Below are 24,399 nucleotides of genomic sequence, written 5' to 3'. Positions count from 1 at the left end.
AAAACCAGGAAGCCCAAATAATGTTCGGGCTTCCTGGTACGGTTCATTTTGTGAGCGTCATTTCTTTTTCGACAAATTTCGTGTCGAACGCGCCCGCTCGGAAACGTTCGTGCGCCATGACTTGTTGATGGAATGGAATCGTCGTATGAATGCCCGATACCGTGAACTCATCGAGCGCGCGAAGCATCTTCGCGATCGCCTCTTCTCGCGTCGGGGCATGGACGATCAACTTCGCCACCATCGAATCATAGAACGGCGGGATGACCGCACCTGCGAACAGACCGCTGTCGACCCGGACACCCATACCGCCCGGCACGATGTACTGATCAATTTTCCCAGCCATCGGACGGAAGTCGGCAAACGGGTCCTCGGCGTTGATGCGGCACTCGATCGAGTGTCCGCTGAACGTGATGTCGGCTTGACTGATCGCGAGCGGATGACCGAGCGCGACCTCGAGTTGTGCTTGGACGAGGTCGAAGCCGGTGATCATCTCGGTGACCGGATGTTCGACTTGGATTCGCGTGTTCATTTCCATGAAATAGAACTCGTTCGACTCCGGGACGTAGATGAACTCGATCGTACCGGCACCAGAATAACGAATCGCTTTGGCCGCTTTCACGGCCGCATCTCCCATCGCTTGGCGCGTCGCCTCATCGATCGCCGGCGACGGTGCCTCCTCGATCAGCTTCTGCATCCGGCGCTGAATCGTGCAATCACGTTCTCCGAGATGGATGACGTTGCCGTACTGGTCGGCGAGCACTTGCACCTCGACGTGGCGGAACGACTCAATGTACTTCTCGAGATAGACGTCGCCGTTGCCGAACGCCTGCTTCGCTTCTTTACGAGTGTCCGTGAGCCCTTTGACAAGCTCTGTCTCATCATAGGCGACACGGATTCCGCGTCCGCCGCCTCCGGCCGTCGCTTTGATGATGACCGGATAACCGATTTCACGGGCGAGTTCGACCGCTTCCTCGTCGGTCACGACCCCACTCGATCCCGGGACGACCGGAACGCCCGACTCGATCATCGTTCGCTTCGCTTCGTCTTTAATGCCCATCTTCCGAATCGCATAACTGCTCGGTCCGACGAATTGGATGCCGCACGCCTCGCTCATCTCGGCGAATTCGGCGTTTTCGGCCAAAAAACCGTAACCCGGATGAATCATCGTCGCATCGACCGCACAAGCGACCGATAGGATGTTCGGGATATTCAAGTATGAGTCTTTGGACGGGTTCGGTCCGATGCAGTACGCCTCGTCGGCGAGACGGACGTGCAACGCTTCACGGTCGGCCTCGGAGAAGACGGCGACCGTCGGAATGTTCAACTCTTTCGCGGCCCGGATGATCCGGACCGCAATTTCTCCACGGTTTGCAATGAGTAGTTTCATAGACACCTCACTTCACGCTGAAGAGCGCTTGACCGTATTCGACTAAATCGCCGTCAGCGACGAGCATCTCGACGATTTCTCCGCTGATTTCCGCCTCGACGTCATTGAACAGCTTCATCGCTTCTAAAATACAGACCACTTGTCCAGCTTCGACGCGATCGCCGACTTGGACGTAGGCATCCTTGTCCGGTGCCGGGCGCGAATAGAACGTCCCGACCATCGGCGACGTGATCGTCCGTAGGTTGCTCGGGGCCGCTTCCGGTGTGACTGCTTGCTCCGTCTGAGCGGCCGGTGTAGGTGCAGCGACCGGCGCCGCTTGGGCGACTGGTGTATGATGGGCGGCGAGTTGCGGGGCCGCTTCTTTTTTCAATGATAGTTTAAATTCAGACGTCTCGAGCTCCAGCTCGTGGACGGACGTCTGATCGAGCATTGTGATCAGCTCTTTAATATGTTCGATTTGCATGAAATAACCCCCTGTTTATACCTGGTACTAATCTCTACTCTACTATAACTGGTCAGACCAGTGAATGCAACGACAAAAAAAGGGCCCATTCCGAAGAATGGACACCCTTTGCCTTACCCGTTATAGCGGCCCGTGAACTCGCCTGTGCGCGTGTCGACCGTTACTTTTTCGCCTGGCTCGATGAAGAGCGGCACTTGAATGATGTGGCCCGTTTCGACCGTCGCGTTTTTCTTCACGTTCGATGCCGTGTCACCTTTGACGCCTGGATCGGCCTCGACAATCGTCAAGACGACCGTCGTCGGGAGCTCGATGCCGAGAATCTCGCCATCGTAGTCAGCGATGCTCACTTCCATGTTTTCAAGCATGTACGGGAGCGCCGCTTTCACTTGCTCGCCCGTGAGTTCGAGCTGCTCATACGACTCTGTGTCCATGAACACGTACGTGTCGCCCATCGGGTAGAGGTACTGCATACGCTTACGTTCGATGTGGGCACGCTCGATGCGCTCGCCGCCACGGAACGTCGTCTCTTGAATCGCCCCCGTGCGCAAGTTACGCATCTTCGTACGAACGAAAGCCGCGCCTTTACCCGGCTTGACGTGTTGGAATTCGATGACTTGCCAAATCGATCCGTCCGACGTTTTGACCGTTAAGCCTGTTTTTAAATCGTTAACTGATACCATGTTGATTTCCTCCTAAGATGAGCTGAGACTCAAGCCTCAATCGTAATTAACTCTTTTGGCGACTGCGTGAGACGGAAATTGCCAGTCTCAGTGATGACGATATCGTCCTCGATGCGACATCCGCCGATTCCGGCGATGTAGATGCCTGGTTCGACCGTGACGACCATCCCCGGTTCGAGCACCGTCTCCGAACGGAATGACAACCCTGGCGCCTCATGGACTTCCATGCCGAGACCGTGTCCCGTCGAATGCCCAAAGTACTCACCATAACCGGCTTCTTTGATCACATCACGCGTCAACGCGTCCGCCTCGATTCCCGTGATCCCGGCTTTCGTGCCTTCGACACCCGCGAGTTGTGCGCGGAGTACCGTATCATAGATGTTGCGCAACTCGTCTGAGATCTCTCCGACGGCGAGCGTGCGCGTGATGTCCGAGCAGTACCCCTGATAGTAAGCCCCGAAGTCGAGTGTCACGAGTTCGCCTGCCTCGATGACCTTATCACTGGCCACACCGTGCGGCAATGCCGAGCGATGGCCCGATGCAACGATCATATCAAACGACGACGAGTCGGCTCCTTGAGCACGCATGAACATCTCGAGTTCATTCGCGACCTCTTTCTCTGTCCGGCCCGGGCGGATAAACGACTGGATATGGGTGAACGCCGCATCCGCAATCGCCGCAGCTTCCTTCATTATCTTAATCTCTGACTCATCCTTAATCAAGCGTAGCTTTTCGACGATGCCTGATGTCTCGACGAGTTCGGCGTTGACGTCTTTTTCATACGTCCGGAATTGCCCGACCATCATGTCATCTTGCTCGATACCGAGGCGTGCGACCGCTTCCCGGTCCACGACTTCTGCGACCGACTTGATGAGCGATGTCTTGTGTTCAATGATGTCGAACCCTTTCACTTGGCTCGCGGCCTGTTCCGTGTAGCGGAAGTCGGTGATGAAGCTCGCCGACTTTGGCGTGATCACAAGGACGCCACTCGACCCGGTGAACCCCGACAAGTAGCGGATGTTCTCCCGTTTCGTCACGAGCAATCCGTCAATTCCGTTCGCTTCTAGCTGAGCTTGCAGTTTGTTGACCCGTTCAATCATGTCGATTCCTCCAATGTTCGATCAGCGCCTGCAACGCGAGCGTGTAACTCGTCAACCCGAAGCCGTTGATGACGCCGAGACAGACGCCGGCGAGCTTGGATTCATGACGAAACGACTCTCGTGCATGCACGTTCGAGATATGTACTTCGACGACCGGGGCCTTGATGGCGGCGATGGCATCTCGGAGCGCGATTGACGTATGTGTATACGCCCCGGCGTTGAAGATGACCCCCGCATAATCGTACGCTTCGTGTAGCGCGTCGATCAGTTCGCCTTCATGGTTGGATTGGACGAACGTCAACTGGACGTCATCTGGTGCGGCGAGCAACAGCTCCGCCGTCAGTCCCTTCAACGACACGTCACCATATACGTCCGGTTCACGTCTCCCGAGTAGATTCAAATTCGGCCCATTCAAGACGAGTATGTGCACAAGTCTTCCCCCCTGTTCGTCAAGTCGCCTCTATTGTAACAAATTTAACGGTTGTAGCGACAATTGACGTTCATGTGGTTTCGTTTTTTAGGTGAATCACGGTATAATTCAACTATATAACTGTAGGAATCGAGGAAATGTCATGAAAACTAAACCACTGATCCCCGTTGGAGGCCAAGCGCTTGTGGAAGGCGTCATGTTTCAAGGACGCGCCGAGAGTGCCTCGGCAATCCGCCGGAAGGACGGATCCATCGAGACGTTCGAGCAACCTCGCATCCTCGTCCCCTGGGTCCAATCGTTAAAGAAAGTCCCGTTCCTGCGCGGCGTGGTCGCCTTATACGAATCGCTCAAAAACGGTTCCGCCCACATGAACTTCGCCAGTGATCGCTATGACGTCGACCCGAGCGAGGACGAGGCGACGAAACCGGATGAGAAGAAACAGAACATCTTGATGGTCATCATGATCGCGGTCGTCGGGATTATTTCGTACGTGTTCGGCAAGCTGATTTTTAACGTCACACCGGCCCTGCTCGCCGCCATGTTCCAAAGCGTGCCCGCATTGTCCGGTCACGTGATTCAAAACCTCCTCGAAGGGGGAATAAAATTAGTATTGCTGCTCAGTTACCTCTATTTGATTTCCTTGACACCGCTCATTCGACGCGTGTTTCAATATCACGGCGCTGAACACAAGGTCATCAACTGTTATGAGTCCGGACGACCGATCACCGTCGACAACGTCCGCTCGAGCTCACGCCTCCACTATCGCTGTGGGTCAAGCTTCATCCTGTTCACCGTTTTCGTTGGCATCGGCGTCTATATGGTCGTCCCGATCGATCCGCTCTGGGTCCGACTCGTCAGCCGCATCGCCTTGTTACCGGTGGTCATCGGCATCTCGTTCGAGGTGCTCCAATTCACAAACCGTTTTCGTGAACATCGCTTCCTATCCGTCCTCGGCAAGCCGGGACTATCGCTACAGCTGTTGACGACGCGTGAACCAAACGATGAGCAAATCCGCGTCGCCATCGAGGCTTTCGAAACATGGGAACGTTCAGAACTAGGTCAACCGGCCGCGCAAAGAGAGGGATAAAGAGGAGGAAAGCACCATGATCAGACAAAGAATCGGTACGACCGCTGCCACGATCGTGTTCATCTTAGGCTTCATCGGAGTCGGACATATGCTCGCGACCGACCCCGGTCGCTTGTTCAGACAGTTGCTCTTCATCGGTATTTTCGGGTTAATCTTCTATGTGATTTACCGTGTGTTCATGGCTCCTAAAATCTCAGCCGAGGATATGCGGTACCGGAAGACCGCTCAGGCTTCCAAAAAACGGATGCAACGTCCCGGTGCGAACCCTAAAGTGAAACCGTCCGCGACGACGAAAAAGAAAGCGAAACCTGGTTCAAACGTGACGAAACTCTCGAAGCGCCCGGCTCGTTCGACGCATCGTAGCGACGCCCCTCACCTCACCGTCATCGAGGGGAAGAAAGGCAAGAAGAAAAAGAAAGCGAACATGTGAAAACGAACCAGATCGCCACGGGCGACCTGGTTCGTTTTTTGTCGTGATTCGGAAGTCAGTCCGTTTCGACGAAACCGATATACGGTAGATTGCGATACTGTTCGGCGTAGTCGATACCGTACCCGATGACGAACTCATCCGGGATCTCGAAGCCGACGTAATCGGCGTCGAGCGTGACGAGTCGGCGGGCCGGCTTGTCGAGAAGTGTACAAATCTTCAATTGCCCCGGTTGATGTAACGTCATATGCTGACACAAGAATTTAAGCGTCTGTCCCGTGTCGATGATGTCTTCGATGATGACGACGTACTTCCCTTCGACATCGAGGTCTAAATCTTTCCGGAGTTGGACGTTCCCGCTCGAAGTCGATTTCTTCCCATAAGAAGACGTCGCCACCGTATCAAGTTGGACACTGCCCGTCATCTGTCTCATCAAATCAGCCGCAAAGACGAGCGACCCTTTCAAGACGGCCACGAGGACGATTGGTGTCCCGGCCGCATCCCGTTCGATTTGTTCAGCGAGTTCCGCCACGCGCTGTTTGATTTGTGCTTCGTCAAACAGTTTCCCTTTGATTTGAATATCCATCATGTCGGCGATTGTTCGCCGTCACCCCCTTATCATTCTTACCAGCACCCATTCTATCACAAAAACAACTCAAAAACAGACTAAAATTCAATTAAAACGTTTTATCGTTCGGTTCTAGAGGCGTTTTGATAAAAAAAAGACCGCTCCCGAATCGATTCATCGGTCGCGGTCATCTAGACTCACTCATCGTCGTTCGTATTCAGTTCTTGAAACGCGCGAAACTGGGCCATCAGTTCGGGCTTATCTTCAAAAAATTCGACGAACTGGGTCATGCAATCAAGCGTGTTCGAGCTCAAATGGTGCTCGATTCCTTCGACGTCTTCGTAGACATGGGCCTCGTCGACACCGATCAAACGTAAAAATGATTCGAGCATCGCATGACGCTCGACGAGTCGTTTCCCGATTTTTTGACCTTTTTTCGTCAACATGAGTCCTCTATATTTCTCATAAATCAAATAGTCTTCCCGGTCGAGCTTTTGCACCATTTTCGTGACAGAGGAGGGATGCACCCCTAAATGTTCGGCGATATCGGACACGCGGGCGTATCCTTTCTCGACCATTAGCAAATAAATTCGTTCTAAGTAATCTTCCATACTCGGTGTCGGCATGGGCGTAGCCTCCCCTTATGTTCCGTTCTGCAACCTCTATTTTAACGCAACCACCTAGAAACCGAAAGCAGAACGGGTAAATCCATCAGTCAATCATTGTCTCATGACCTTAAATTCTTTATAATGGATGTTGGTGAAACTTAATAGAGAAAGGGAGAACATCAATGGGAATCGAAACTATCCTCGTCATCATCCTATGGGCTGCGCTCATCGCATACATCGTCTGGCGTTTCTTGCCGGCACGCGGTTTGAAGAAAATGAAACAAGAAGAGTTTCGTGCGTCGCTCCGTAAAGGACAATTGATCGACGTCCGTGAACCGAACGAGTATAAGGGAGGCCACATCGTCGGCGCCCGTAACATCCCGGTCGGCCAATTGAAACTACGCATGAAAGAACTTCGCAAAGATCAGCCGATCCTCATGTATTGCCAAGGCAAGTCGCGTTCGAACCAGGCGGCCAAATTGCTTATGAAAAATGGTTATACCGACATTTACATGCTCGATGGCGGTTTCAAAAACTGGAAAGGGAAAGTCAAGAAAGACTGACCTGCCCACCACGTCCACTCCTCACTCCGAGGAGGGACGTTTTTTTATTTCCAGAAAAAAACCGCTCACGAATAGTGAGCGGGTTCGGATTCAATTGATTGACGACGGTTGGCGTCGTTCGTATTTGAGCACCGGTTTCCGAGCCGCAAGCGTTTCGTCCAAGCGTTTGACGACCGTCGTATGCGGGGCCGTCTGAACGATTTCCGGATTCTCTTCCGCCTCTTTGACGATTTGGAGCATCGCATCGCAGAAGGCATCGAGCGTCTCTTTCGACTCCGTCTCCGTCGGTTCGACCATGATGCACTCCTCGACGTTGAGCGGGAAGTAAATCGTCGGTGGGTGGTAACCGAAATCGAGCAAGCGTTTGGCGATATCGAGCGTCCGAACGCCGAGTGCTTTCTGACGTTTTCCAGACAAGACGAACTCATGCTTGCAGAACGTGTCATACGGCACATCGAACGCATCTTTCAAGCGGGCGAACATATAGTTGGCGTTCAATACCGCTTCGCGTGAGACGCGCGTCAACCCTTCCGCACCCATCGTCTTGATGTAGCTATAAGCCCGGACGTTGATCCCGAAGTTGCCATAGAACGGTTTGATGCGACCGATCGATTGCGGACGATCATAATCGAGCGTGAAGCCAGACTCAGAGCGGCGCGCGATCGGCGTCGGCAAGTACGGAATCAAATCGCGTTTCACCCCGACCGGACCAGAACCCGGACCGCCACCGCCGTGCGGCCCTGTGAACGTTTTGTGCAAGTTCAAGTGGACGACGTCGAAGCCCATATCCCCAGGACGGGCGATGCCTAGAATCGCGTTCGAGTTAGCTCCGTCGTAATACAGTTTGCCGCCGGCCTCATGCACGACTTTGGCGATCTCTAAAATATCAGCCTCGAACAAACCGAGCGTGTTCGGGTTCGTCAGCATGAGCGCTGCCGTATCCGTCCCGACTTTCGCTTTCAAATCCTCCAAATCGACGAGCCCGCGCTCATCCGACTTGACCGTCACCGTCTCGAAACCGGCGACGACGGCCGAGGCCGGGTTCGTTCCGTGTGCCGAATCAGGCACGAGTACTTTCGTCCGTTCCATATCACCGTTGTGATGGTGGAACGCCTTGATGAGCATGAGACCGGTCCATTCCCCATGGGCCCCGGCTGCCGGTTGTAGGGTCACTTCATCCATGCCTGTGATCTCAGCAAGTTGTTCTTGCAGATCGACCATGAGCTCGAGCGCCCCTTGAATCGACTCGACCGGCTGTAGCGGGTGAATATGGGCGAAGCCAGGAAGTCGGGCCATGTCTTCATTCACTTTCGGGTTATATTTCATCGTGCACGAACCGAGCGGATAGAAACCGGAGTCGACTCCGTGGTTACGTGTCGAGAGCGACGTGTAATGGCGTACGACATCAAGTTCAGACACTTCTGGCAGTTCGGCCGCCTCTTGTCGAACCATCGAAGCCGGCAAGAGCGTCTCCAAATCGACTTCCGGTACCGTCGGCGTCGGCAAATTGTAGCCAGTCCGCCCCTCACGTGACACCTCAAAGATAAGCGTTTGTTCGTGTTGCATCAGTTCATCCCCCCAACCACTTCAACAAATAAATCGATTTCTTCTTTCGTCCGAAGCTCCGTCGCGCAGAGCAACATCTGGGTCTGACGGTCCGTTTCATACGTCCCGAGCGGCAAACCGCCGATGATACCATTGTCGAGCAGATGACGCGATACTTGCTCCGCATCGATTCCGAAGTCGACGACGAACTCGTTGAACATCGGTCCCTCATCGATAACCGTATAGCCGGCCGCTTTGAGCGTTTCTTTCATGTAATGGGCCGTTTGAATGTTACGGACGGCCATGTCACGAATCCCGTACTTCCCAAGTGCGGACATCGTGATCGATGCTGCGAGCGCATTGAGCGCTTGGTTCGAGCAAATATTCGACGTCGCCTTGTCACGACGGATGTGCTGCTCTCGGGCCTGAAGCGTCAAGACGAAGCCGCGCTTGCCATCCTCATCGACCGTCTGTCCGACGAGACGACCCGGAAGTTTGCGCATGAGCGCTTTTTTGACGGCGAAGTATCCACATGACGGGCCGCCGAAGCTTTGCGGAATCCCGAACGGTTGGGCGTCACCGACCGTAATGTCGGCCCCGAGCGCACCCGGCGACTCCAAAATCCCGAGCGCGAGCGGATTGCTCGAGACGACGAACAAGGCGCCGGCGTCGTGCGCTGCTTTCGCGAGGGCTGACAAGTCCTCGACGCGTCCATAAAAGTTCGGATATTGGACGACGAGGCACGAGGCGTCCGTCAAATCGATGTCTGTCACGTCGGTCAATCCGGCGTTAACGTCCGTATATTCGACCGTGAGCCCTGGCCCACCGGCATACGTCCGGATGACGTCTTTCGCTTCCGGATGGACCGCTCCCGAGACGACGACACGTTTTTTCTTCGTATGGGCACTCGCGAGATACGTTGCTTCAGCGAGGGCTGTGATGCCGTCGTACATCGACGAGTTGGCCACGTCCATGCCCGTCAATTCGCAAATCATCGTCTGGAACTCGAACATCGCTTGGAGTTCACCTTGCGAGATTTCCGGCTGATACGGCGTATAGGCTGTATAGAACTCGGAACGGAGAAGCATGTGGTTCATGACGCTCGGAGAGAGGTGATCGTACATTCCGGCCCCGAGGAAACTCGGAGTTGATTTCGTGTGCACGTTCTTCTCGGCGAGCTTCGTCATATGACGAACGAGATCAACTTCCGGAAGCGGCGCACCGATGGCCGCTAAAGAAGCCGTCTCCCGGAGCGATGCTGGAATATCTTCGAGTAGGTTTTCAATCGACTCGACGCCGATCGTCTGCAACATGTCACGCTCATCTTGCTCTGTCATCGGTAAATAACGAAACTCCATTCTGTTCATTCTGAATCCCCCTGTATCATTTACGTTTATAGAACGGTGTCGGCACTCGTTCGGCTTCTATTTTTTTCCCCCGAACTTCAACGATAAAGTGTGTCGCCTCCGCGAAACGGCGGTCGACACGCGCCCAGGCGATCGATTCGTTCACCGTCGGCGGCATCGTGCCGGTCGTGACGACACCGATCGTCTCCCCGTCAACTTCGACCGTCGCCCCTTGACGGGCGATGCCGCGCCCGAGCAAGCGTAAGCCGATCAAGCGGCGCGGGATGTCTTCTTTTTGCTTCACGAGGGCATCCTTGCCGATGAAATCGGTATCGAGTTTGACGGCAAAGTTCAAGTTCGCCTCGAACGGCGTGACCGTCTCATCGAGCTCGTGTCCGTATAATGGCAAGCATGCCTCAAAACGGAGCGTATCGCGGGCCCCGAGCCCGCATGGAGTGACGTTTTCTGCTTCTAACGCCGACCAGATTGCGGCCACGTCCTCGGCCCGAGCGTAGAGTTCAAACCCGTCCTCTCCCGTATAGCCACTGCGTGAGACGATGGTCGACACGCCGGCCACGTCGCCGGTCATGAACCGGAAAAATTTGATGTCTGCTAGCGGCAAGTCCGTCAAGCGAGCCAACACGTGTTCGGCCATCGGTCCTTGAATCGCGATTTGACCATAGGCGTCAGACTCATCGGTCACCGTGACGTCACCCGTCACATACTGACGAACGTGGGCCACGTCTTTTTCGATATTCGAGGCGTTGACGACGAGCCAAAACGCATCTTCATCGAGTCGATAGACGAGCAAATCATCGACGACACCGCCGTCAGGCAAACAGAACAAGTTGTATTGGGCCTGACCAATCTGTAATTTCGAGACGTCATTCGTGACGAGACGTTGCACGCTCTCGAGCGCATCCGGACCTTCGACCCGAATCTCCCCCATATGCGACACATCGAACATGCCGACCTCGTTACGCACCGCCTGATGTTCTTCTTTAATCGACGAGAACATGATCGGCATCTCAAACCCCGCAAAATCCACCATCTTCGCCTTTACGGAAATCAAATCATACAAAGGCGTACGTTTTAACGATACTTTCTCCATATTATCCCCCAATCCCGAACGTAAATAATGTAATGCGTGAAATATTTCGTTTTCTATTCCACTTTATCAATTTTTCATGGCTATGCCTAGCTAAAATGGGCAAAAATAAAGAGGATGGAAAACGAAAACGTTTTCATCCTCATTATTTCATATTTTGGTCTCAGTGGAAACGTCTGGGCGTTCGATTCCAGCTGTCCGTTTAATTTCTTTTGTCAGTCCGATCGTCGCTTGCTTAAGCTCCATCGTCTCGTCTTTCACGTTAACGGAATAGGCCTTCATCTGCTTCACAGAGGCGTTGACCGTATCGACGTGTTGCTTGATTTCATTGACGAGACCTTGGATGACGTTTGCGCGAATCTGGAAACGTTCCGTCAAACGGGTGACCCGCCGCACGTCCGTCTTCATCTTGTTACGGTACAATAAGAACCCATACAAACCGAGCCCGACTAGTGCGAGCACAATGATGCCGAGATTGATCCAAATCATGTATCTTCCTCCTTCAACCGATATAAGGTATGCGCGATTGCTTCTGTGCTGAGCGAGGCGTCAAGCACGTGATCGGCACGCGCGTAGAGCGGCCGCCGACGTTCGTACAACGCTTCGACTGCCGCCTTGCCGTGGCGCACGAGAGGCCGGTCCGAGTCTTTGATTCGGTCCCAACACATCTCATACGGTAGATCAAGTGCGATGACGACACCGTTTTCGCGCATCCAATCGAGATTTTCGTCTCGTTCGACGATTCCGCCGCCTGTCACGATATAGGCAGCACTCGCCTGTCGCAAAATCTCACTTTCTTGCAGGCGAAACGCTTCCTCCCCGTAACAGTCAAAATATGCGGGGAGGTCCATTCGGACGTCCATTTCGAACAGTTCATCCAAATCGACGACGTGATTCGATTTTTCAAGATATCGTTTTAAGCTTGATTTACCTGTACCCATAAACCCGATGATGTAAAACGGTTTAGTCATCGAAATAAATCACCTCTTTATGTCGTTCTCCGGTCTCAAGGCGAATCTCGACCTCGACCGTCCCGCTGCCGAGCGGTCGACAGTTAATCGTCCCGGTCGGTTTTGTCACCGTGACGGCGGACGGACCACAGGACCGTTTGGCGACCATGACGTGTGATTCGAAGCGGATCGCCAAAATATCGAGCGCCAGTCGGTCGGTCGTTCGTTCCATATCAGTATACCAAAACATCGCTCCGCCGAGTAACCACGTCAACACGATTAACGTCGACATCACAAAGTATCCGCGCGCATGCACATCACGCTCTTCTCGCGGGGGCCGGTCGCGTCGGTCCACCGGATGCGAAAACCCTCTCCTACCGGTTCGACCTGATACGTCTCGATTCCTCTTAAAAATAGTAAATTCCCTCCCTCGTCTCCGACCATGACCAAATTACGATTGATCTGTTTGAGCGTCCACGACCACGTTGTGTCGTCCGGGCGCACGTATGTGCCGACAAGACGTCCCGATTCGACAACGCAATCCCGGCTATCGAAAAGTTTTCGCACGATCAGTTGGGGCGTCGTCGGCACCATGTCACGTGGTTGCTCATAAAACGCCTGGCCGAGTGCCAACAAGTGAACCGTGAGTCCAATGAACAGCGGAATCAAGAGCAACGTGAAGCTCACTTCAAGTAACGTGAACCCCCGCTCAAAGCGTCGGGAGACATAGGTCACCATCACAGATTTCTGTGCGTCCGCTCGGTTCGACCGCATCGTGCAACACCTCCCCTTGAAGCCGCTCATAACGCCGAACGGTCGTTTCGAGACGGTCGACCCGTTCCGTCGCGCCCTCGACAAAAGGTGCCACGACCCCGATCCACGCCAGGAGGAGCGCCAGGCTAAGGCAGATTTCCCAAAACGTGATACCTTGCTCATCGCCCTTCAACGCGAAGCACCTCCGGCTCATACGTCCCCATTCTAAACTTCAACGTCACCATCGTCGGTCCCGTATAAAATTTCCACTGCCCTGCATACGTCGCCGCTGTACGTGAGAAGACGATCTCACTTGTGGCCGGGAGGCTCATCTCGACCCCATCGGGTACAACACGCGATGCGATCGGCGTCATCCCACAGGCGATTTGATAGCGCCGTTCTTTTATGTACCACCGTAGACGCGGCACACATGATTCATCGGCGGCAACGTATGGATATTGGCCAACCTCGTTGATATCGCTCACAAGCGCCTCGGTGAAATCAAACAAGGCCAATCGATCCATCGAACGGACGACCGGGGTCGTCATCAACAGCAAGAGCGACAAGATGACGAGGACGGATGCCATCTCGACGAACGTATATCCGTCTTGCCTCATTGTTTTGTCAACGTACCGGTCGTCGGGGCGTACGTGTAGACCATCGATTGACAACTATACTCGAGCGGACTCTCCGTCGAGGCCCGTTCGATGACCGCCAACGTCTCCGGATAGGATTTGTGTTCCGCATAATACAAGTTGATTTCCGACTCGACAATGCGCACACTCCCCTCACAACTGACACTATCTGCCCGGGATTTCCCGTCTGACATCGAGGGAACGAGCAGTAACAGTAAGACCGAGATGATGAGTAAGACGGCAGCCATTTCGACGAGCGTGAACCCTTGTTCTGATTTGAATCGTGTCATGTTGTTGTTCCTCCTTGTTATAGTTGGGCCATGATCAATTTGACCGGCAAATAAATCGTGTAAAAAATCATTGTCACCATCATCGTCAAAAATCCGTATAATACCGGCTCGGCCTTGGTGATCAGTTGTTTCCAATACAATTCCATCTCTTCAAACACGAGATCACGATGCAACGTCATGATCGATCCCAGCTCACCACTCACCGTACCGACGCCGAAGAGACTGACGACCTCATGCTCGAGCAACCGTTCTTGCCGGGCCGCCTCTTCGAGTTCAAGACCGTCCGACATACGCTCATGGATCCGTCTCGCGATGGCCGCGACTTCCCCGTCACCCCGAGACAAACGCTCGATGATATGACGGACCGAACCTTGCCCTTCACTTAAGAGCGAGAGCTCACTGACGAACAAATACGTGACGTACAGCCGCCTGCCCCGTTCGACGACACGTAGCGGCAAGAGCCGACCGCGTCTCCCGTTCCAGTAGAGGGCCGCCCCGGTCACGAGCAAGCCGATGAATAGACCCGGGAAAAACCAACGGGACAACAGAATTGCGTTTACCCCATCTAGCGCCTCGACGTCCACCATCGACAGCAATTTCGGGAAAATATAGAGCGCATAAATCGCCCCGAGTCCGAGCAGCATCGTCAAAATCACGAGCGGATACCGCGCTAGCTGCTTGAGCTCTTGTTGCAGGTTTCGGCGCATCGTCGACAAGACGAGCACTTGCTCGAGCCCTTCTAAAAAGTGATGGCCGCGCTCCGCCGTGACGAGCATCTCACGCATTCTTGGGTCGGTGACGAGTCCCGAGAACACTTCGGCGAGCGGCCGACCTTGCTCGAGTTGAAGCCGCATGTCCCGAATCACTTGTTTTGCTCTCCCTCGTTCATGAAGCTCAAGTGTTTCGAACGTCTTTTTCAATCCGACACCACGGGCCTGCAGCCTGAGAAAGCGACGGATCGTGAACAAGTCTTTACTCATCTGGTCTCGGACCATGAACAGCTCACCTCCTCTTCGCGGTGCAGGATGCACCAATGACGGGCGACCTCCATCTTGCCGACGAGCTGTTCGAGCCGATGTTCGCCGTCCTCGACACTCGCCGTGTGGAACGTCGCGATCGTCAAATGTCCACTGAGCGCCGCGTCGTGTGCCACCCGCAACTCCTCGCTCGTCCGGATCTCTCCGATGACGATGACGTCTGGGTCGGCCCGAAGTGTCTCTTTCAATAGACTGCGATGGTCAAGTCCCGCTTTCGGGTTGACCTCGAGTTGAATCACTCCCGGCACCTGCCTCTCCGGAGGGTTCTCGATCGTCACGACTCGGCGGCCGCCCAAACTTTGCAAAAATGCGTAGAGGACCGTCGTCTTACCTGCCCCCGTCGCGCCGCCAATCAATAACAATCCTTGCCGGAGCATAGCCAACTTCAAAAAGCGGTTCACATCCTCATCGTCTAGCAACTCGGACAACTGAAACGAGGCGTTCGGGAGTCGCCACGACATAAGCGTATGGTCGAACGAAGGTAAAAACGTGACCCGGATCGCGTCCTCCGTCCCGACGTACATACCAGACTGAGGCACGCGATGATCCGTTTCCGTTAGCGAGCACCAATATTTCATATGTAACGTCAACCGTTCGTAGTCAAACCGTGTCATCGACTCCAGTCGATGCAAGAGCGTCCCGTGGCGAACTTGAATCATCACCTCGTCTCCGTATGGCATAAAATGGACATCGCTCGCATTCAAATTTCGCGCCGCTCCCACGACACGCTCGATCACTCGTTTCATCTCCACCACCTCAATAAGAGCATAAAAAAAAGCCCACTCCTTGGAAAGTGGACTTGTGTCAGGATACGTTTGCAGTTGTTGATTCGAAACGGCGGGCATACGCCTCGATTGTCGCTTTGTCATAGCCGACAATTACTTCGTTGCCATCCGTCAAGATTGGACGTTTCAATAGTTTCGGGTTGTCGCTCATCAATTTGAGCAATTCACTTAGCTTCAAATCTTCGACGTCGATGTCGAGTTGTTTGAACGCCTGACTTCTCGTCGCGAGAAGCGAGTCGACACCGTTTTCACTGAGTGCTAACAGCGTCATCAACTCATCTACCGTCGGGGCGTTCCGGAAGATATGGCGCTCGCTCACCTCGAGGTGTTGCTCTTGTAAAAACGCTTTCGTCTTACGGCATGAGGTACAGCTCGGATACGTATAGAACATCAATTCATTTGCCATTTTAATACCTCCTTTGAAGTTGAGAACCAATTCGTTCGATGTGTGTAAATCGATTATACAACCTTATACCCGTTTTGTACATATTTTGTACAAGTTTTTTTATTTTTTTGTACAAGTTTGTACAACCTAATTATTTCACATATTTTTCACGATTATTTTGCTCAATTCACACGTTTCCATAGCATTTTTCTGAATGTGTTGGTAAAATAGTGAATGAGAATGGAATAATGCACGTATGGGGGGATTAACATGGCGAGAATGTTCCGTGTCCTAGGCTTTTGGACTGGGTTGATCGCGGCGCTTGCTTTCGTAGGCGCACTCGGTGGAGATCAAAGCAGTAGCGAACATAGTGGTGACTTCGTCGTAATGGGTCTTGTCTTTTTAGCTCAAACTATTTTCTTCGTCGCACTAGGCTACTTGAAACTCACTGAAAAAACGTATGTATACGTGTTCGGCGCGTATTTGACTGTCTTCTTCGTCGTCTTCACGTATTGGAGTAACTTCCAAATGTAAAAAAAGATTGTCTCCTCGTGAGACAATCTTTTTTTGATTCATCGCTCGAAAAATGGATTCGTCCGAATTTCGGCCTCGAGCGTCGTCTTCGGCCCATGTCCAGAATAGAGCACGGTCTCGCCTGGTAACAGCTGTCGCATCCGATCGATCGATCCGAGCAAAGTGTCCTGGTCGCCACCGTATAAATCAGTCCGTCCGACCGACTGTTTGAAAATCAAATCCCCACAGAAGGCGATGCGTTCAGTCGGGATGTGGAGCGTGACGCTTCCCGGCGAATGACCAGGCGTGTGGTGCAACTCAATCGTGAAGGCACCGATTTCGAGCGTTTTACCTTGATAGACCCGTTCGGCCGGACGCATCGATGCGCTCGGCAGATGGAACTTCGCCGCCCCGTTCTTCTCGTCGTCCATCAACCACGTCCGTTCCGCTTCATGGACGTACACCGGTACGGCGTAACGATCACGCAGGGCATCGATGCCACCAATATGATCAAAATGGGCGTGTGTCAACAAGATGGCGTTCAAGCCACCGAAGCGTTCGACCACCTCAAAGAATTTCGGATCGTCCGTACCTGGGTCGACGATGAGGACCGTCCCGTCTTTCTCGAGCACGTATCCGTTCTCTTGGGCCAAGCCCGATGTGATTTTTACAATATTCATTCAGAACACCTCCACATCCCATTCTAATCGATATTGTGGCAAAATTGTAGCGGAGGCTTTCTTTGCTCGACAGCGTGTACATTATCGGATAAAATAATAATGATATTTCAGTGAAATTTTTATGAATTTCATGACGTATAATAAAGGGGGAACTCGTCATGCATTTGTATGAACCATTTGGATGGATCTCGCTCATCGTTGCACTCGTTGCAATCTGGGGAATGGCCCGTTCGTTTAAGAAACGCCAATTCTTTCCACTGGCTTTCGCCGCAGTCACTGTACTCGTATTTGGATTCTTCGGCGTCGCGACATTGATTTACGGTGGAATTCCAGGCTAATGAGCATGAAGACGACCTCGGTCGTCTTTTTTTGTATAACAAACAGCGCCATCCCGGCTTAGCCGGGACGGCGCTGTTTGTTACTGTTCGGTCTGTTCTTTGAAACGAAGCAGATCCGAATAAATCAAGTCATCATTCATTTGGAGAATCTTCTCTGCTTCTTCACTATCCGGTCCACAAAGTGAAACGTCCTCAACGACTTCACCACTCGAGGCGTCATAGCATGTCGATTGCGTCCAGACATACTCCTCAGTGATAACGGTGCCGTCACGGAAGATGGCGCGGCTCGTCCGGTCTTCCGATAACAAGTCGCTACCGAATCCGACCGTGTCCGACGTGTCGATTCCGAGCAAGTGAAGGATCGTCGGTTTCATGTCGACATGACTGCCGATCGTGTCATGTACTTCGCCCTTGGCTTGTCCCGGTAAGTGGACCGCGAACGGGACCGCTTGAAGCTTGGCGACGTCGTATGGCGTCAACTCGTCTTTCCCGAGCAGGTCGGCCATCGCGTCGTTATGGTTCGTCGAGATGCCGTAATGGTCACCGTAGACGACGAAGATCGTGTCATCCCACATACCGTTCGCCTTCAACTCATCGATGAACAACCCGAGTGCGTAATCCTGATACGCGAGCGCCTGCGGGAAGTTGTTGAGCGTCGTCGAGTTCGTCTCGAATTTCGGGACGAGCTCATAGTCTTCGCTCGGCATCGTGTACGGGAAGTGGTTCGTGAGCGTGATGAACTTCGCGTAGAACGGCTCCGGCAACTCTTCGAGCATCGGGATCGACTGTTCGAAGAAACTGTCGTCGAGAAGTCCCCACTCCGTCATATCCTCGGGGTTCCCGAGGTCATAACTTTTCTCGTCGAAGAATTGATCGACGCCGATATTTTTATACATCAAGTCCCGGTTCCAGAACGACTTGTTGTTGGCGTGGAACACGGCCGAGTAGTAGTTGTCTTCCTTGATCAATTCAGGAAGCGCCTGATACTCGTTGTCGGCGTTCGTGAAGTAGACGGCACCGCGCGGGAGGCCGTAGAGCGAGTTATCGAGTGCGAACTCGGCGTCTGACGTCTTCCCTTGTCCGACCGTATGGTAATAGTTCGGCCAGTAGTGTGACTCTTCGATCAATTTGTTCAAGTTCGGCGTGATGTATTCGCCGTTCGAGGCCTTCATGTTGTGTGTGAAGTTTTGGGCCGACTCGAACGAGACGACGATCACATTTTTGCCTTTATATTTCCCGAAGTAGTCCGGGTTCGGTGCCGCGTAATGTTGACGGGTATATTGCTCAACTTTCGCCAGTTCCGATCCATCGGCCATCGCTTTCTGGGCCGATGTCTTCGTTTGAAGCATCGCGTCATAGACGTGGAAGTTGAACGTCCCAATATTTTTGACCAACAGCTCCCGGTCGAACGAACGTGTCAATAGTTCAGGGCGTTCCGTTTCGGCGAGCGATAAGTTGAACAAGAAAACGACGACCGCTGTTGCGAACGTCACGAGCGCTCTCCGATGAGAGGCCGCCGTCGCCTTCGCATTGATGCGCCGTAAGATGAACGGTAAGGCGAGCACATCCCCAAGGATGATCAAGTCCTTCCATTCCAACAATGAGGTGAACGAGGTCGACAACGTCTCCATGTTCGAAGGTTGCAAGATGACCGGCATCGTCAAGTAGTCGGTGAACTCGCGGTAATAGACGGCGTCAGCGAACAAGATGAATGACGCCGCGGCATAGAGCATGTACAATACCCACTTCTGCTTATTTCCTTTAAAGAAGAAACTAAAGGCGAATAAGAATAGTGTGGAGCTGATCGGGCTGATCAGCAAGATGAATGCCTGGGCGGTGTTTTCAATCGGGATGTTGAAGAAAAATTGGTAAACTACGTACGTCTTCGTCCAAAGTAATAGCGTGAAAATCCAAAATAACCGATATTCTTGAAACGAAGCGCGGACCGTATCATTCAGTCGCATAGTAAGCTTCGAAAAGCTCTGAGATGACTTCATCTGACGGCCTCCTCCTCTGTTCAACGGGCGACGAGATCAAACGAACTCGCTCCCCCTATTTTTTTATAAGTTCAATTGGCTTGTTATCCATTTCACGTACGATAACAGTCCTGTATCAAGTCCAAATCTTACCCCTTTTTTAACAAAAAATCAACTCTGTCATTGCAAATTTTACATTATCCCATACCCGTTCCATATGAAAAACACGCCTGCGTCAAGACGCAGGCGTGCATGGACAATTATTAGACACGGGTTGGCAAGAAATGTTTGCGGGCGAGCCAAGCACACCCGATGACACCGGCGTCGTTCTCGAGTTCTGCAATTTTGAACGTGGTCGAGGCGTAGACGCGTTCAAGCGCGAACCGTTTGAACTGCTCATCGAGCGGTTCAAGGAGCGCTTCACGCGCTTTCGAGACCCCTCCACCGATGACGATCATCTTTGGATTCAACGTGTTGGCGATATTTGAAATCGTTAGGCCGAGATATTCGGTCATCTCTTCGACGACTTCTGTGGCGACGGGATCGTTCGCCTTGAACGCTTCAAACACGTCACGTGCCGTCACTTCTTTCAACTCGTTCAACGACGTCGTCCGATTTTTTCGTTTTTGGAGTGCCAAGCGGGCGACACCTGTCGCCGAAGCGATCGTCTCGATGCAACCTTTGCGTCCGCAACCGCACATCACGCCTTTCGACTCGTCACGTTCAACAGTGATGTGACCAATCTCCCCAGCCATCCCTGCAGCCCCGTGGACGATGTTCCCATTCGTGATGACACCGCCACCGACGCCCGTGCCGAGTGTAATGGCAAGGAGTTCTGACGCGCCTTCACCGGCACCTTTCCACATCTCACCGAGTGCGGCGGCGTTCGCGTCGTTCTCTAGGACGGCCGGCAATCCCACGGCTTTCTCAAACTCGCTGACGAGCGCAAAGTTTTTCCAACCGATGTTCGGCGAGTATTCGACGACACCCTCGGAGAAGTTGATGAATCCAGGTGCCCCGATTCCCGCACCGGCGAACTCCTCTTTCGCTTTGCCCGATTTTTCTAGATAAGCCTCGAATGAAGCAGCGATATCAGTCGGAATATGTACCCCGTTTTCTCGAATGTCCGTCGTGATCTCCCATTTGTCAGAAATGATCCCGTTCATATCTAAGACGGCCATTTTCACCGTCGTCCCACCAATGTCGATTCCTAATAACCACTTCATCTGTTCCACTCCTCATCTCGATTAAATCGCTTTCATCCCATAGTTTACACTATTAAACCCCTAGTGCAAACCTTTGCACTAGGGGTTTTTCTGTCAATCTATTGAATTTTTCAATTCATGCGTCAAAATGATCTTAGCCGTGTCATACTCTCGTTGTTCAATCATCCCGCCGGCATGCAACTCGTCGAGTTCCATCATCATGAGGCCAATCTCGGCATCGCGTTCGCCGATATAAATGATCGTCCCGAATGATTTCAAGAATTGTTGGACATCATAAAAATTTCTCATCGTCCGTCTCCCATCGTCGTGAGCACATAACGATAGAGCAGTTCCCGTGTCGCTTCGAGCGATTTTGTATGCGTCCGCTCATAGCTATGGCTCGACTCAATGCCTGGTCCGAGGAGTGCATGGCGTACATCGTAGCCGGCACTGATTGCTGCCGAGGCATCGGATCCATAATACGGATAAATATCGACTTTATGGGCGATACCGTGTTCCCGGCACAACGCGGTGAACTGACGGCGTAATCCAAGATCGTACGGACCTGATGAATCTTTTGCGCAGATTGAAACCGTATATTCGTCCGAGTGCTGGCCGTCCCCGAGCGCTCCCATATCGACGGCGATATATTCGGTCACCGCTTCCGGGATCCCGGCGTTGCCCCCGAACCCGACCTCCTCATAGTTGGAGATCAAGTAATGGACCGGATGTGGCAAGTCGGCGCCGACGAGGTCTTTTGCCAAGTCGAGCAAAATGGCGACGGACGCCTTATCGTCGAGGTGTCGAGATTTGATATAGCCCGCGTTCGTCTGGCGAAAGCGTGGATCGAACGAGACAAAGTCCCCGACCTCGATGCCTAGGGCACGCACGTCTTCAGCCGAATGAACGTCAGCGTCCAGTCGTACCTCGATATTTGATGCCGTCCGTTCGGCACTGTTCGTGTCTTTATACACATGGACGCTTGATTGATGGATAAGAATCGTTCCTTCGACAGGTTCACCCGCCTCCGCATGGACCAAACAGTTCTCCCCTTCAATGGCGGTCCAGGCGTAGCCGCCGACTTGTGTCAACCGTAGACGGCCACTCGGCAAAATCTCTTTCACCATCGCCCCGAGCGTGTCGACGTGAGCCGTCAACAGGCGCGCCCGATTCGATTTCCCGTCAAACGTCGCCAGGAGCGCTCCTTTATTCAAGCGTTTCGTGGCGACGCCGAGATTCGTGAGTTCTTGCTCCACGAAGCCGATCGCCTCATCCGTCATGCCGGACGGACTCGGAATTTCAACCAGTTGCTTCAACGTATTAATCATATCCTTACTCCTTTGTCATCGATTATAGCCGAACCAGAATAACGCTCCAGATGCCACGAGTACGATCACCGCAAACAACAGGCGGCGCTTCTTCGTATGCTCATCCGGCAAGCCGACCACTCCCGCCATCAGAAAGCCCCCGACCAGCCCCCCCGCATGTGCGGAATGGTCCAAACTAGCGCCAAGGACGAAAGCGAGTCCTACGTTTAATCCTAACATAATAAACAGCGGCGGACCGAGCGTCTTCATAAATAAGGAACGGTCTCGGAGGCCAAAATAGAGGAGTGCCCCGACGAGCCCGAACAGCGCCCCCGAGGCCCCGGCCGATATGGCTTCACTGAACGCGTAAGAGGCGACTGTGGCGATGACGCCGGCTAACAAATAAATGGTGACGAAGCGTGACGAACCGTACATCCGTTCAACGAGCGGACCGAGCGACCAAAGCGCGAACATATTGATTGCGAAATGGAACCAGCCGATATGGAGAAACATCGGTGTGACCAGGCGCCACCATTCCCCTTCGTCGATGAGTGGATTCACTTTCGCCCCGAAGCGGATGAGCGTATTCGGGTCGAGCGTCGACCCGATCGATTCGGCGAACCACATGACAAGAAACGTCACGAACATGAGTCCATAGACGAATTGTGGTTTCCCGAAGGAGAACCGTTGCTTTAGTTCGTTCTTCCGTTGTTGATCGAGCGCGACAGCCCGTGGTCGGTACGACTCTTCTGTTTGCCCACACGGTCTCATGCCGAGCTTCACTTTCGCCGCAATCGGGAACGTGAGGGACGATAGGCGCTCCTCATCGACAAGCGGATCGCCGTAAATGTGGACGTGTAACTTCTCACGACCGATGCGGGCCAATCGAAACGAGTTCATGACCGCCTCGACGTCCATGCCGACATGGTTCGCCCAGGCTTTGTCCGTCCGTATGTAGAGGTGATAGACGTCCCCCGCTTTCGTGTCGAACAATAAAAGTGCCCGCGACGGCTCTAAGACGCCCTCGATGCGTCCTCCTGCTTCGACGGCACGATATACGTCTTCCCAAAAACAAGCTGGCTCTGACATCGATGGTCACCTCCTTCTATACTTTTATTTTAAAGGAAATTATAGCTGGCGACAAAAGAGAGCCTCTATGCAACGTGTCGAGAAGAGCGGATGACAAAAAAACCGTAGCGGCGTTAGCCGGCTACGGTGATGAGCGAAGGATTGCTCGGTTTTATAAGACAGGTTGCATCGTTTTCAAGAGCACTTCTGCCGAATGATGCATCTTTTGTTTTTCTTCTTCTGATAACTCGATTTCCACGACTTGACGGACACCTTGACGGTTGATGATCGCTGGTACCCCGATGTGGATGTCGTTCAAACCGTACTCACCGTCCAAGTGCGCGCCGACCGTCAATAACGTGTTCTCGTTGCGAAGCACGGCTTTGACAAGACGAAGGAGACCAAGACCGATGGCGTAGTACGTCGCCCCTTTACGTTCGATGATATGGTAGGCTGCGTCACGAACGTTGACGTAGATATCTTCGAGGTCTTCCCATGTGTACTCGTCATTCTCTTCAAGCAACTGTTCGACCGATTTTCCGTAAATACGGGCGTTGCTCCATGCCGCGAACTCTGTGTCACCATGCTCGCCCATAATGTAAGCGTGGCAGTTACGTGGATCGACGTTGAAGTAATCACCGAGCATGTAGCGAAGACGTGACGTATCGAGTACCGTTCCTGAACCGAACACCCGATGCTTCGGTAATCCTGAATATTTCCAAGCCAAGTGGGTCATGATGTCGACCGGGTTTGAGGCGATGATGATGATGCCATCAAAACCAGATGCCATGATGTCCCCAATCATCGACTTCATGATTTTGGCGTTCTTTTCGACGAGGTCGAGACGTGTTTCACCTGGTTTTTGCGGTGCGCCGGCAGTGATGACGACGATATCTGCTGCACCACAGTCTGTGTAGTCTCCTGCCCAGACGCGCATCGGTGAAGAGGCGAACGAGACACCGTGATTCAAGTCCATTGCTTCCCCTTCAGCTTTCGATTTGTTGATATCGATGATCACAAGTTCCTCACAGAGACTAGCTGTCGTCAATTGGTAAGCAAAGCTGGCACCGACCGCTCCGGCCCCGACGAGCGCGACGCGTGTTACTTTAGCATGATTTAATGTTTCCATATTGATTCTCCACCCTTCGAACAATCTGTTTCATGT

At 53.0% G+C, this 24,399-nt stretch carries 32 protein-coding genes; 5 read left to right on the top strand and 27 right to left on the bottom strand.

Annotation, left to right across the window (positions count from 1 at the left end):
* Nucleotides 1–43: 43 nt before the first annotated feature.
* The 5 genes from accC to aroQ form a co-directional block, all read right to left on the bottom strand.
* The gene (gene accC, locus KNP79_RS04155) at nt 44–1,387 is read right to left on the bottom strand and encodes an acetyl-CoA carboxylase biotin carboxylase subunit (protein ID WP_034777987.1); all 1,344 of its coding nucleotides are present in this window, start codon (nt 1,385–1,387) and stop codon (nt 44–46) included.
* A 7-nt stretch (nt 1,388–1,394) separates the two neighbouring features.
* Nucleotides 1,395–1,850: an acetyl-CoA carboxylase biotin carboxyl carrier protein gene (gene accB, locus KNP79_RS04150; protein ID WP_214706139.1), complete on the bottom strand. Its 456-nt coding sequence runs from the start codon at nt 1,848–1,850 to the stop codon at nt 1,395–1,397.
* 113 nt (nt 1,851–1,963) lie between these two features.
* Nucleotides 1,964–2,530, bottom strand: a complete 567-nt coding sequence (efp, locus tag KNP79_RS04145; RefSeq protein WP_021067706.1) for an elongation factor P — start codon at nt 2,528–2,530, stop codon at nt 1,964–1,966.
* Nucleotides 2,531–2,559: 29 nt separating this feature from the next.
* Complete coding sequence (locus tag KNP79_RS04140; RefSeq protein ID WP_371743416.1) at nt 2,560–3,627, bottom strand: M24 family metallopeptidase; 1,068 nt, start codon at nt 3,625–3,627, stop codon at nt 2,560–2,562.
* Nucleotides 3,623–4,060, bottom strand: a complete 438-nt coding sequence (gene aroQ / locus KNP79_RS04135; RefSeq protein WP_215191371.1) for a type II 3-dehydroquinate dehydratase — start codon at nt 4,058–4,060, stop codon at nt 3,623–3,625. Before aroQ ends, KNP79_RS04140 begins: the two co-directional genes overlap by 5 nt.
* 142 nt (nt 4,061–4,202) lie before the next feature.
* Between aroQ and KNP79_RS04130 the strand changes: the two genes are divergently transcribed.
* Nucleotides 4,203–5,147 (top strand): DUF1385 domain-containing protein, encoded by a 945-nt coding sequence (locus KNP79_RS04130; protein WP_214711441.1) that lies wholly within the window; start codon nt 4,203–4,205, stop codon nt 5,145–5,147.
* A 16-nt stretch (nt 5,148–5,163) separates the two neighbouring features.
* Nucleotides 5,164–5,577: an SA1362 family protein gene (locus tag KNP79_RS04125; RefSeq protein WP_034777995.1), complete on the top strand. Its 414-nt coding sequence runs from the start codon at nt 5,164–5,166 to the stop codon at nt 5,575–5,577.
* Nucleotides 5,578–5,632: 55 nt separating this feature from the next.
* Here KNP79_RS04125 and hpt read toward each other — a convergent pair whose 3' ends face one another.
* Nucleotides 5,633–6,160, bottom strand: a complete 528-nt coding sequence (hpt, locus tag KNP79_RS04120; RefSeq protein ID WP_034777998.1) for a hypoxanthine phosphoribosyltransferase — start codon at nt 6,158–6,160, stop codon at nt 5,633–5,635.
* A gap of 179 nt (nt 6,161–6,339) precedes the next feature.
* Nucleotides 6,340–6,768 (bottom strand): transcriptional regulator MntR, encoded by a 429-nt coding sequence (mntR, locus tag KNP79_RS04115; protein WP_034778001.1) that lies wholly within the window; start codon nt 6,766–6,768, stop codon nt 6,340–6,342.
* Nucleotides 6,769–6,932: 164 nt separating this feature from the next.
* Between mntR and KNP79_RS04110 the strand changes: the two genes are divergently transcribed.
* A complete protein-coding gene (locus tag KNP79_RS04110) occupies nt 6,933–7,313 on the top strand; it encodes a rhodanese-like domain-containing protein (protein WP_034778003.1) in 381 nt (126 codons plus the stop codon).
* A 90-nt stretch (nt 7,314–7,403) separates the two neighbouring features.
* On the opposite strand, the gene gcvPB is transcribed toward KNP79_RS04110, so the two are convergent.
* From gcvPB to KNP79_RS04045, 13 genes are all read right to left on the bottom strand, one after another.
* Complete coding sequence (gene gcvPB / locus KNP79_RS04105; RefSeq protein ID WP_214753118.1) at nt 7,404–8,879, bottom strand: aminomethyl-transferring glycine dehydrogenase subunit GcvPB; 1,476 nt, start codon at nt 8,877–8,879, stop codon at nt 7,404–7,406.
* Nucleotides 8,879–10,216, bottom strand: a complete 1,338-nt coding sequence (gcvPA, locus tag KNP79_RS04100; protein WP_215191437.1) for an aminomethyl-transferring glycine dehydrogenase subunit GcvPA — start codon at nt 10,214–10,216, stop codon at nt 8,879–8,881. Before gcvPA ends, gcvPB begins: the two co-directional genes overlap by 1 nt.
* A 25-nt stretch (nt 10,217–10,241) precedes the next feature.
* The gene (gene gcvT / locus KNP79_RS04095; RefSeq protein ID WP_215191369.1) at nt 10,242–11,315 is read right to left on the bottom strand and encodes a glycine cleavage system aminomethyltransferase GcvT; all 1,074 of its coding nucleotides are present in this window, start codon (nt 11,313–11,315) and stop codon (nt 10,242–10,244) included.
* A gap of 147 nt (nt 11,316–11,462) precedes the next feature.
* Nucleotides 11,463–11,801, bottom strand: coding sequence for a hypothetical protein (locus KNP79_RS04090; protein WP_034778008.1), 339 nt, complete (start codon nt 11,799–11,801; stop codon nt 11,463–11,465).
* On the bottom strand, nt 11,798–12,283 hold the full coding sequence (locus KNP79_RS04085) for a shikimate kinase (RefSeq protein ID WP_251132867.1): 486 nt from the start codon (nt 12,281–12,283) through the stop codon (nt 11,798–11,800). The genes KNP79_RS04090 and KNP79_RS04085 overlap by 4 nt, the downstream gene beginning before the upstream one ends.
* A complete protein-coding gene (locus tag KNP79_RS04080) occupies nt 12,276–12,557 on the bottom strand; it encodes a hypothetical protein (RefSeq protein ID WP_152567741.1) in 282 nt (93 codons plus the stop codon). Before KNP79_RS04080 ends, KNP79_RS04085 begins: the two co-directional genes overlap by 8 nt.
* Nucleotides 12,554–13,036, bottom strand: coding sequence for a prepilin-type N-terminal cleavage/methylation domain-containing protein (locus KNP79_RS04075; protein WP_215191367.1), 483 nt, complete (start codon nt 13,034–13,036; stop codon nt 12,554–12,556). The genes KNP79_RS04080 and KNP79_RS04075 overlap by 4 nt, the downstream gene beginning before the upstream one ends.
* The gene (locus KNP79_RS04070; protein WP_251132866.1) at nt 12,972–13,229 is read right to left on the bottom strand and encodes a hypothetical protein; all 258 of its coding nucleotides are present in this window, start codon (nt 13,227–13,229) and stop codon (nt 12,972–12,974) included. Before KNP79_RS04070 ends, KNP79_RS04075 begins: the two co-directional genes overlap by 65 nt.
* Nucleotides 13,195–13,632: a prepilin-type N-terminal cleavage/methylation domain-containing protein gene (locus KNP79_RS04065; protein ID WP_138859259.1), complete on the bottom strand. Its 438-nt coding sequence runs from the start codon at nt 13,630–13,632 to the stop codon at nt 13,195–13,197. Before KNP79_RS04065 ends, KNP79_RS04070 begins: the two co-directional genes overlap by 35 nt.
* Nucleotides 13,629–13,940, bottom strand: coding sequence for a prepilin-type N-terminal cleavage/methylation domain-containing protein (locus KNP79_RS04060; protein WP_034778021.1), 312 nt, complete (start codon nt 13,938–13,940; stop codon nt 13,629–13,631). The genes KNP79_RS04065 and KNP79_RS04060 overlap by 4 nt, the downstream gene beginning before the upstream one ends.
* Before the next feature lie 17 nt (nt 13,941–13,957).
* Complete coding sequence (locus tag KNP79_RS04055) at nt 13,958–14,935, bottom strand: type II secretion system F family protein (RefSeq protein ID WP_215191365.1); 978 nt, start codon at nt 14,933–14,935, stop codon at nt 13,958–13,960.
* On the bottom strand, nt 14,917–15,723 hold the full coding sequence (locus tag KNP79_RS04050) for an ATPase, T2SS/T4P/T4SS family (protein WP_215191363.1): 807 nt from the start codon (nt 15,721–15,723) through the stop codon (nt 14,917–14,919). The genes KNP79_RS04055 and KNP79_RS04050 overlap by 19 nt, the downstream gene beginning before the upstream one ends.
* Before the next feature lie 58 nt (nt 15,724–15,781).
* Nucleotides 15,782–16,168 (bottom strand): Spx/MgsR family RNA polymerase-binding regulatory protein, encoded by a 387-nt coding sequence (locus KNP79_RS04045; protein ID WP_052090134.1) that lies wholly within the window; start codon nt 16,166–16,168, stop codon nt 15,782–15,784.
* Nucleotides 16,169–16,417: 249 nt separating this feature from the next.
* On the opposite strand from KNP79_RS04045, the gene KNP79_RS04040 reads away from it, so the two are divergent.
* Nucleotides 16,418–16,681 (top strand): DUF2626 domain-containing protein, encoded by a 264-nt coding sequence (locus KNP79_RS04040; protein ID WP_021067727.1) that lies wholly within the window; start codon nt 16,418–16,420, stop codon nt 16,679–16,681.
* A gap of 38 nt (nt 16,682–16,719) precedes the next feature.
* Here the strand turns inward: KNP79_RS04040 and KNP79_RS04035 are convergent, their stop codons facing one another.
* Nucleotides 16,720–17,340, bottom strand: coding sequence for an MBL fold metallo-hydrolase (locus tag KNP79_RS04035; protein ID WP_215191362.1), 621 nt, complete (start codon nt 17,338–17,340; stop codon nt 16,720–16,722).
* A gap of 158 nt (nt 17,341–17,498) precedes the next feature.
* Between KNP79_RS04035 and KNP79_RS04030 the strand changes: the two genes are divergently transcribed.
* Nucleotides 17,499–17,678 (top strand): DUF2759 domain-containing protein, encoded by a 180-nt coding sequence (locus KNP79_RS04030; RefSeq protein WP_029595254.1) that lies wholly within the window; start codon nt 17,499–17,501, stop codon nt 17,676–17,678.
* 80 nt (nt 17,679–17,758) lie between these two features.
* Here KNP79_RS04030 and KNP79_RS04025 read toward each other — a convergent pair whose 3' ends face one another.
* From KNP79_RS04025 to KNP79_RS04000, 6 genes are all read right to left on the bottom strand, one after another.
* Nucleotides 17,759–19,675 (bottom strand): LTA synthase family protein, encoded by a 1,917-nt coding sequence (locus tag KNP79_RS04025; protein WP_214797256.1) that lies wholly within the window; start codon nt 19,673–19,675, stop codon nt 17,759–17,761.
* A gap of 242 nt (nt 19,676–19,917) precedes the next feature.
* Complete coding sequence (locus KNP79_RS04020; RefSeq protein WP_215191359.1) at nt 19,918–20,880, bottom strand: ROK family glucokinase; 963 nt, start codon at nt 20,878–20,880, stop codon at nt 19,918–19,920.
* 93 nt (nt 20,881–20,973) lie between these two features.
* Nucleotides 20,974–21,168: a YqgQ family protein gene (locus KNP79_RS04015; RefSeq protein WP_034778034.1), complete on the bottom strand. Its 195-nt coding sequence runs from the start codon at nt 21,166–21,168 to the stop codon at nt 20,974–20,976.
* Entirely contained in the window at nt 21,165–22,187 is a 1,023-nt protein-coding gene (locus KNP79_RS04010; protein WP_214706170.1) for a M42 family metallopeptidase, read from the bottom strand. Before KNP79_RS04010 ends, KNP79_RS04015 begins: the two co-directional genes overlap by 4 nt.
* A gap of 15 nt (nt 22,188–22,202) precedes the next feature.
* Complete coding sequence (locus tag KNP79_RS04005) at nt 22,203–23,255, bottom strand: rhomboid family intramembrane serine protease (RefSeq protein WP_214706171.1); 1,053 nt, start codon at nt 23,253–23,255, stop codon at nt 22,203–22,205.
* Nucleotides 23,256–23,406: 151 nt separating this feature from the next.
* Nucleotides 23,407–24,363 carry an L-lactate dehydrogenase gene (locus tag KNP79_RS04000; protein WP_034778040.1) on the bottom strand — a complete coding sequence of 319 codons (957 nt, stop codon included), beginning with the start codon at nt 24,361–24,363 and terminating at the stop codon, nt 23,407–23,409.
* Nucleotides 24,364–24,399 lie beyond the last annotated feature (36 nt).

Origin of the sequence: Exiguobacterium sp. s7 (assembly GCF_018618195.1) — a bacterium.
GTDB classification, from domain to species: domain Bacteria; phylum Bacillota; class Bacilli; order Exiguobacteriales; family Exiguobacteriaceae; genus Exiguobacterium; species Exiguobacterium mexicanum_A.
The sequence above is the reverse complement of the archived record's forward strand: the minus strand, read 5'-3'. Positions and strand labels throughout refer to the sequence as shown.

Excerpts from the sequence above, each read along its gene's own strand:
- KNP79_RS04025 (WP_214797256.1), bottom strand. The coding sequence starts at position 19,675 with ATGAAGTCATCTCAGAGCTTTTCGAAGCTTACTATGCGACTGAATGAT.
- efp (WP_021067706.1), bottom strand. The coding sequence starts at position 2,530 with ATGGTATCAGTTAACGATTTAAAAACAGGCTTAACGGTCAAAACGTCG.
- accC (WP_034777987.1), bottom strand. The coding sequence starts at position 1,387 with ATGAAACTACTCATTGCAAACCGTGGAGAAATTGCGGTCCGGATCATC.
- KNP79_RS04130 (WP_214711441.1), top strand. The coding sequence starts at position 4,203 with ATGAAAACTAAACCACTGATCCCCGTTGGAGGCCAAGCGCTTGTGGAA.
- KNP79_RS04005 (WP_214706171.1), bottom strand. The coding sequence starts at position 23,255 with ATGTCAGAGCCAGCTTGTTTTTGGGAAGACGTATATCGTGCCGTCGAA.
- gcvT (WP_215191369.1), bottom strand. The coding sequence starts at position 11,315 with ATGGAGAAAGTATCGTTAAAACGTACGCCTTTGTATGATTTGATTTCC.
- KNP79_RS04060 (WP_034778021.1), bottom strand. The coding sequence starts at position 13,940 with ATGACACGATTCAAATCAGAACAAGGGTTCACGCTCGTCGAAATGGCT.
- accB (WP_214706139.1), bottom strand. The coding sequence starts at position 1,850 with ATGCAAATCGAACATATTAAAGAGCTGATCACAATGCTCGATCAGACG.
- KNP79_RS04085 (WP_251132867.1), bottom strand. The coding sequence starts at position 12,283 with ATGACTAAACCGTTTTACATCATCGGGTTTATGGGTACAGGTAAATCA.
- KNP79_RS04050 (WP_215191363.1), bottom strand. The coding sequence starts at position 15,723 with ATGAAACGAGTGATCGAGCGTGTCGTGGGAGCGGCGCGAAATTTGAAT.
- KNP79_RS04045 (WP_052090134.1), bottom strand. The coding sequence starts at position 16,168 with ATGGCAAATGAATTGATGTTCTATACGTATCCGAGCTGTACCTCATGC.
- KNP79_RS04035 (WP_215191362.1), bottom strand. The coding sequence starts at position 17,340 with ATGAATATTGTAAAAATCACATCGGGCTTGGCCCAAGAGAACGGATAC.
- KNP79_RS04070 (WP_251132866.1), bottom strand. The coding sequence starts at position 13,229 with ATGAGCCGGAGGTGCTTCGCGTTGAAGGGCGATGAGCAAGGTATCACG.
- KNP79_RS04055 (WP_215191365.1), bottom strand. The coding sequence starts at position 14,935 with ATGGTCCGAGACCAGATGAGTAAAGACTTGTTCACGATCCGTCGCTTT.
- KNP79_RS04015 (WP_034778034.1), bottom strand. The coding sequence starts at position 21,168 with ATGAGAAATTTTTATGATGTCCAACAATTCTTGAAATCATTCGGGACG.
- KNP79_RS04110 (WP_034778003.1), top strand. The coding sequence starts at position 6,933 with ATGGGAATCGAAACTATCCTCGTCATCATCCTATGGGCTGCGCTCATC.
- KNP79_RS04000 (WP_034778040.1), bottom strand. The coding sequence starts at position 24,363 with ATGGAAACATTAAATCATGCTAAAGTAACACGCGTCGCGCTCGTCGGG.
- KNP79_RS04040 (WP_021067727.1), top strand. The coding sequence starts at position 16,418 with ATGGCGAGAATGTTCCGTGTCCTAGGCTTTTGGACTGGGTTGATCGCG.
- KNP79_RS04075 (WP_215191367.1), bottom strand. The coding sequence starts at position 13,036 with ATGCGGTCGAACCGAGCGGACGCACAGAAATCTGTGATGGTGACCTAT.
- KNP79_RS04030 (WP_029595254.1), top strand. The coding sequence starts at position 17,499 with ATGCATTTGTATGAACCATTTGGATGGATCTCGCTCATCGTTGCACTC.
- KNP79_RS04020 (WP_215191359.1), bottom strand. The coding sequence starts at position 20,880 with ATGAAGTGGTTATTAGGAATCGACATTGGTGGGACGACGGTGAAAATG.
- KNP79_RS04065 (WP_138859259.1), bottom strand. The coding sequence starts at position 13,632 with ATGAGGCAAGACGGATATACGTTCGTCGAGATGGCATCCGTCCTCGTC.
- hpt (WP_034777998.1), bottom strand. The coding sequence starts at position 6,160 with ATGGATATTCAAATCAAAGGGAAACTGTTTGACGAAGCACAAATCAAA.
- mntR (WP_034778001.1), bottom strand. The coding sequence starts at position 6,768 with ATGCCGACACCGAGTATGGAAGATTACTTAGAACGAATTTATTTGCTA.
- KNP79_RS04010 (WP_214706170.1), bottom strand. The coding sequence starts at position 22,187 with ATGATTAATACGTTGAAGCAACTGGTTGAAATTCCGAGTCCGTCCGGC.
- KNP79_RS04090 (WP_034778008.1), bottom strand. The coding sequence starts at position 11,801 with ATGATTTGGATCAATCTCGGCATCATTGTGCTCGCACTAGTCGGGCTC.
- KNP79_RS04125 (WP_034777995.1), top strand. The coding sequence starts at position 5,164 with ATGATCAGACAAAGAATCGGTACGACCGCTGCCACGATCGTGTTCATC.
- gcvPA (WP_215191437.1), bottom strand. The coding sequence starts at position 10,216 with ATGGAGTTTCGTTATTTACCGATGACAGAGCAAGATGAGCGTGACATG.
- gcvPB (WP_214753118.1), bottom strand. The coding sequence starts at position 8,879 with ATGCAACACGAACAAACGCTTATCTTTGAGGTGTCACGTGAGGGGCGG.